This is a genomic window from Chamaesiphon sp. OTE_75_metabat_556 (genome assembly GCF_031378165.1).
GTDB lineage: Bacteria > Cyanobacteriota > Cyanobacteriia > Cyanobacteriales > Chamaesiphonaceae > Chamaesiphon.
In genome coordinates this window covers 1-4,686 of record NZ_JANNDR010000312.1, presented here as the reverse complement: position 1 = coordinate 4,686, position 4,686 = coordinate 1, and the positions used below count along the sequence as shown (strand labels likewise).

3 protein-coding genes and 1 pseudogene are annotated in these 4,686 nt (G+C 49.3%); 2 read left to right on the top strand and 2 right to left on the bottom strand.

The window, feature by feature from the left end; all coding sequences use genetic code 11:
* Positions 1-211, bottom strand: a pseudogene (locus RMO27_RS23860) (HNH endonuclease); the annotation flags it as partial.
* Positions 212-365: 154 nt separating this feature from the next.
* Here RMO27_RS23860 and RMO27_RS12600 point away from each other — a divergent pair.
* Together RMO27_RS12600 and RMO27_RS12595 are read left to right on the top strand one after the other, a co-directional pair.
* The gene (locus RMO27_RS12600) at positions 366-650 is read left to right on the top strand and encodes a DUF1778 domain-containing protein (RefSeq protein WP_309732960.1); all 285 of its coding nucleotides are present in this window, start codon (positions 366-368) and stop codon (positions 648-650) included.
* Positions 641-1,153 carry a GNAT family N-acetyltransferase gene (locus tag RMO27_RS12595; RefSeq protein ID WP_309732958.1) on the top strand — a complete coding sequence of 171 codons (513 nt, stop codon included), beginning with the start codon at positions 641-643 and terminating at the stop codon, positions 1,151-1,153. Before RMO27_RS12600 ends, RMO27_RS12595 begins: the two co-directional genes overlap by 10 nt.
* A 183-nt stretch (positions 1,154-1,336) precedes the next feature.
* Here the strand turns inward: RMO27_RS12595 and RMO27_RS12590 are convergent.
* Positions 1,337-4,686, bottom strand: a 3,350-nt coding sequence (locus RMO27_RS12590; protein WP_309732956.1) for a Pls/PosA family non-ribosomal peptide synthetase, incomplete at its 5' end; no start/stop codon positions are given.

Genomic DNA, 4,686 nt, shown 5'->3' with positions numbered 1-4,686 from the left:
CTGGGATCGAAGTAGTGTTTTTTCTGGCTGTTACAGGAGTCGCACCGAGTTTGGAGGTTGCTGATATTGTTGCTACTAACCGATGCGAGGGGGATAATACGATCGATAGTTTGGTAGTCTGCCCACAGCTTTGACACTGATAGTTGTCGCGGTTGAAGACATATTCCCGCACTTCTTTGGGGAAGCTAATTCGTTTGGATTTTTCTGACATATTATTTTAAGAGATCGAGGTTGGGGAAGGGGGTGGAGTTGAAGTTAGACAGCAACCGCCGAGTGTGGAAGACACACAAGCGGCGATGGCCAGATTTGTATAGACAATAGATCCACAATATGCGAAGATCGAAAGAAATAAGGCTCAAGAAATAATGTCTTCTTCAGTATCTCGCGCTCCTCGCGATAGTAGTATGAATATCCGTCTTAACCATCAGCAACGGGATGCGATCGATCGAGCTGCGAGTTATCTGGGTAAAAATCGGTCGGATTTTGTGCTGGAGATCGCCTGTCGGGAAGCAGAACATGTATTGCTAGATCGAGCTTATATTGCCGTCGGGGAAGAGACGTTCGCTACTCTTTATCAACTGCTGGATGCTCCACCCGCACCTTCAGCGGGTTTGCGTAAACTCATGCAGGTTAAAGCACCTTGGGCTTAGCACAATTACCCTTGCAGCCACCAGTACCTTTAACATCTACCCATCTAGTGACAGATTTTGATTGTGGTGTAGACTCGCTTAATGAATGGCTGTGCAAACGGGCGTGGAAAAATCAGACAATCGGGACATCGCGGACATTTGTCGTTAGTGATGGTGAAATCGTCATTGGTTATTATTGCCTTAGCAGTGCGGCAATCGATAGAGTCGAACTACCAAAGGCGAAACAACGGAATATGCCCGATCCGATTCCCGCAGTATTAATCGGGCGGCTGGCTGTCGATGTGCGATATCAAGGGCGGAAGATTGGTGTAAGTTTGCTGCAAGATGCCCTCTGTCGGATTATTGGGGCATCACAAAGCATTGGAATTGCCTATATTTTGGTTCATGCTTTGGATGACAGCGCGAAACTTTTCTATGAAACCAAAGGCTTTGTGGCGATTCCAGAACAACCATTGACACTGTTTTTGCCTGTGGCTACTGCTGCTTTAGCAATGCAATCTTAGGCGCGATTTGGCTCAAGCAAACAGGAGATCTCGATCGAGTATCATTCGATCGATCTCAACAGCCCAAATCGATCGAATGATACCACCGATCGATAAATTATGACCCTGATGATTGTCGCGGTTAAATACATATTATTCACAGATCTGTAGGGGCTGGTGCTAGCCTCAACCAGCAATCTCAGCTTAAGAGCGCGAATAGACGCGACTAGCGGGAATTCCTTGCCAAGCTGTCGCTGCGGGCACTTGCTCACCCTTCATAATCAGCGAGAGTGGTTCGATCGACACTTCATCTGCCAGCAGCGAATCATAGAGGACGACGGCTGCCGAACCCATTTGACAGTTATGTTCGAGCCGAATCCGTTCCATTTTCATCACCCGATCTTCAAATAGGTGAGTTTGTAAGGTGCAATTGTGATTGAGTGTGACATTATCGCCGATCGAGATCAGGTCGAATTCGGTGAAGTCGGTAGTATCGATATAGGCACCTGTGCCGATCCGCATTCCGAGCAAGCGAAGGATAATTGGGGCAAACGGGGTGCCGAGCAAGAAGTTGAGACAGCCAGAGACTACCATCGACTCGTAGAGTCCAGTAATTAGTTCTGTCCGCCAGACAAAGGTGCTCCAGAGGGGAATCGTACCAGTCTGATAACGTCCGACTACCAGCCATTTGAGCGCGACGACGAGTAAAGCCGAACCGATCGAAGCGGCAGCGTAGACGAGCGAAAAGACGAACGCTACACCCGACCAGTGCAAGCGATCGGGTAAGTTTAACATCGTTATTTCCATCATCAGCAAAACGACAAAGTGAATCGTGCCAGGGAAAGTAACGCGGCAAAACTCGATCGCCAATCGTTGAAGATAGAGATAGCGACCGGGTTTGTAGGTTTGGGCGGCACTAAATTCATCGACGATCTGCCGATGGGGAATATAGATCGCGGGCGAACCCATCCAGGCACTATCGGGCACCATCAGAGTGCCATCGCGGGGAGGTACTGACATGCAGCCGATCAGACAGTTGTCGGCCACTCGGTCGTGACTGGGGACGACTGCACTATTGCCCACAAAGGCTTGACTCCCAATGTGGGTAAAGGAAAGTTGCAACCAACCGCGTTTGACTTGGCTGGCTCCCAAGGAAACATTGTCAGCGATAAAACTTTCCGATCCGATCGAGATTAAATCTGGCGTAAAGTGGCTGACTGTCGATACCTCAGCCCGCGCGCCGATTTTGGCACCTAGCATTCGTAACCACGGCAACAGATAGAGCGTCGAGTAGAGCGTCGGCACCATCTCCAGACTCAAACTCATCAATCGATCGATGTACCAGTGCCGTAAGCCAAAACTACCGTGCAATGGATAATTCCCAGGACGAACTTTGCCCAGGAGTAAATATTTGAGGATGACTACTTCCAGACAAAATACACCGATGAACGAGACACTGCCGACAAACGCCGCCGGAATCAACCATAGGTACCAATGCACTGCCACAATCAGCTTACACCAGAGCAGAAATCCTGGTAAGGCGGCGATCGCTGGCACGACCAATTGACCGATCGTGCTGATCGCATAAGCCAAATAGACTAAAATTGGGTTGCCTTGATGTGCCATCCCGAAGGGAAACCGACCGCTAGTAGCACTGGCGACTGTTTGATATACTGCTGGTGCGCCCACCCAAGCTTCCCCAGTGAGAATGACTCGATCGTTTGGAAGGTAGGATAAATCTCCTAGTTCGGCTCGATCTTCCATTCGACTGTTTAAACCCAAAACGCTCTTTGTCCCGACACAGCAGTCTGTGCCGACCGTAATCCGATCGATTTTCAACCAGCCATCGACCACTTCACAACCCATGAGATTGCTGTCGGTACCGATACTGCTCCCATCGCCGATCTCTAGTAAGTCAAAAGCCAAGATATCGGTCGTACCCAGATAGACATGTTTGCCAATTTTGGCTCCCATCGATCGACAATACCAATTAAATAATGGCGAACCCGTCAGCAGCATCACCGGCACGAATGATAGCACCTGGCGCACGAACCAAAACCGCCAATAATAGGCACTCCACAACCGATAACGCCCAGGTTTAAACCGACCGATGACCAACCATTTAATCGGAATACTCAGCAGAATTAAGGCTGGATAAACGCTAATAATCAATGCTGCGGCGATCGTGCCCGCTGCAATCCGACTCATCTCAAAATTATGCTCGTCAACCAGTTCGTAATAGACAAAACCGGGGATCATCAGCGGCAGACTATAGATGACATACATCAAATAAACGCCGATACTCGCCCATAGTGTATTGGCAATTTTGTTAGCAGTAGTCATCTGAACGCGGGGAGTGCGCGGTTTTTCTGCTGCACCATCCGATTCGAGACTGCGTTGGTGCCACCGTGCTGTCAATTCGGCGGCTAATTGGGCAATCGTCGGATGTTGATAGATATCCAGGACGGCGAGATCCTGAAACTGCGGATTTTGGCGCAATTTCGACACCATGACTGCGGCAAGTAATGAGTGCCCACCTAATTGGTTGAAAAATTCATCATCGATCGAAATCCCCGTAATCACAAATACCTGTTCCCACACTGCTGCAAGTTCGCGTTCGGTATCATTACTTGGCAACCGTCCCGCATTTTTGCCAGGAATATTAAATCCAAAGTTTTCTGGCGCAGGCAAATTTTGGCGATCGACTTTGCCACTCGGTAAAGTGGGTAAAGTATCGAGGATTTCCAAGCTCGCTGGCACCATATAAATCGGCAACCGCGATCGCATGGTATCCCAGATGGCATTTACATCTAGATCTACGCCTTGCTTGGGGACGAGATAAGCAATCAATCGATCGATTTCGACAACTGGCTTGACGGCTACCACCGCCGCGCTGACACCCGCACACTGCATGATTACCGACTCGATTTCTGACAACTCGATCCGAAAGCCGCGTAATTTTACCTGCCCGTCGATCCGTCCCAGAAATTGAATTTCACCCTCAGCATTCCAACTTCCTAAATCCCCAGTTTTATATAGTCTGTCCGAACTGTCAGGATCGAAGGTAAAGGGATTAGGGATGAATTTCTCGGCCGTTAAATCGGGACGATTGACATACCCGCGCGCCAAACAAATCCCCCCGATGTGAATCTCGCCTTCAACACCGTGGGGGACTGGTTCTAATTCGGAATCAAGGATATAAACTTGATATGTAGGTAAAGGCTTACCGATCGTAATTATGCGATCGGGATGACATTCATGCCAGGTGGTAACGACTGTTGCTTCTGTGGGACCATAAGTATTCACGACCCTGCGGCGATCGTTACACCACCGCGCCGCGAGTTCCTGGGGACACTGTTCGCCACCGAGAATCAGCAGTCGAATTGTCGGTACTTCGATCTCCATCATTGCCAGCAATGTCGGCACGCAAGATAAGACCGTTACCTTCTGCTCGGTCAAAAAATGCGCCAAATCGACTCCAGATCGCGTTTGCTCGATCGAACCCACAACTAACGCCGCACCAGCAGCAAAGGTACACCAGACTTCTTCTACCG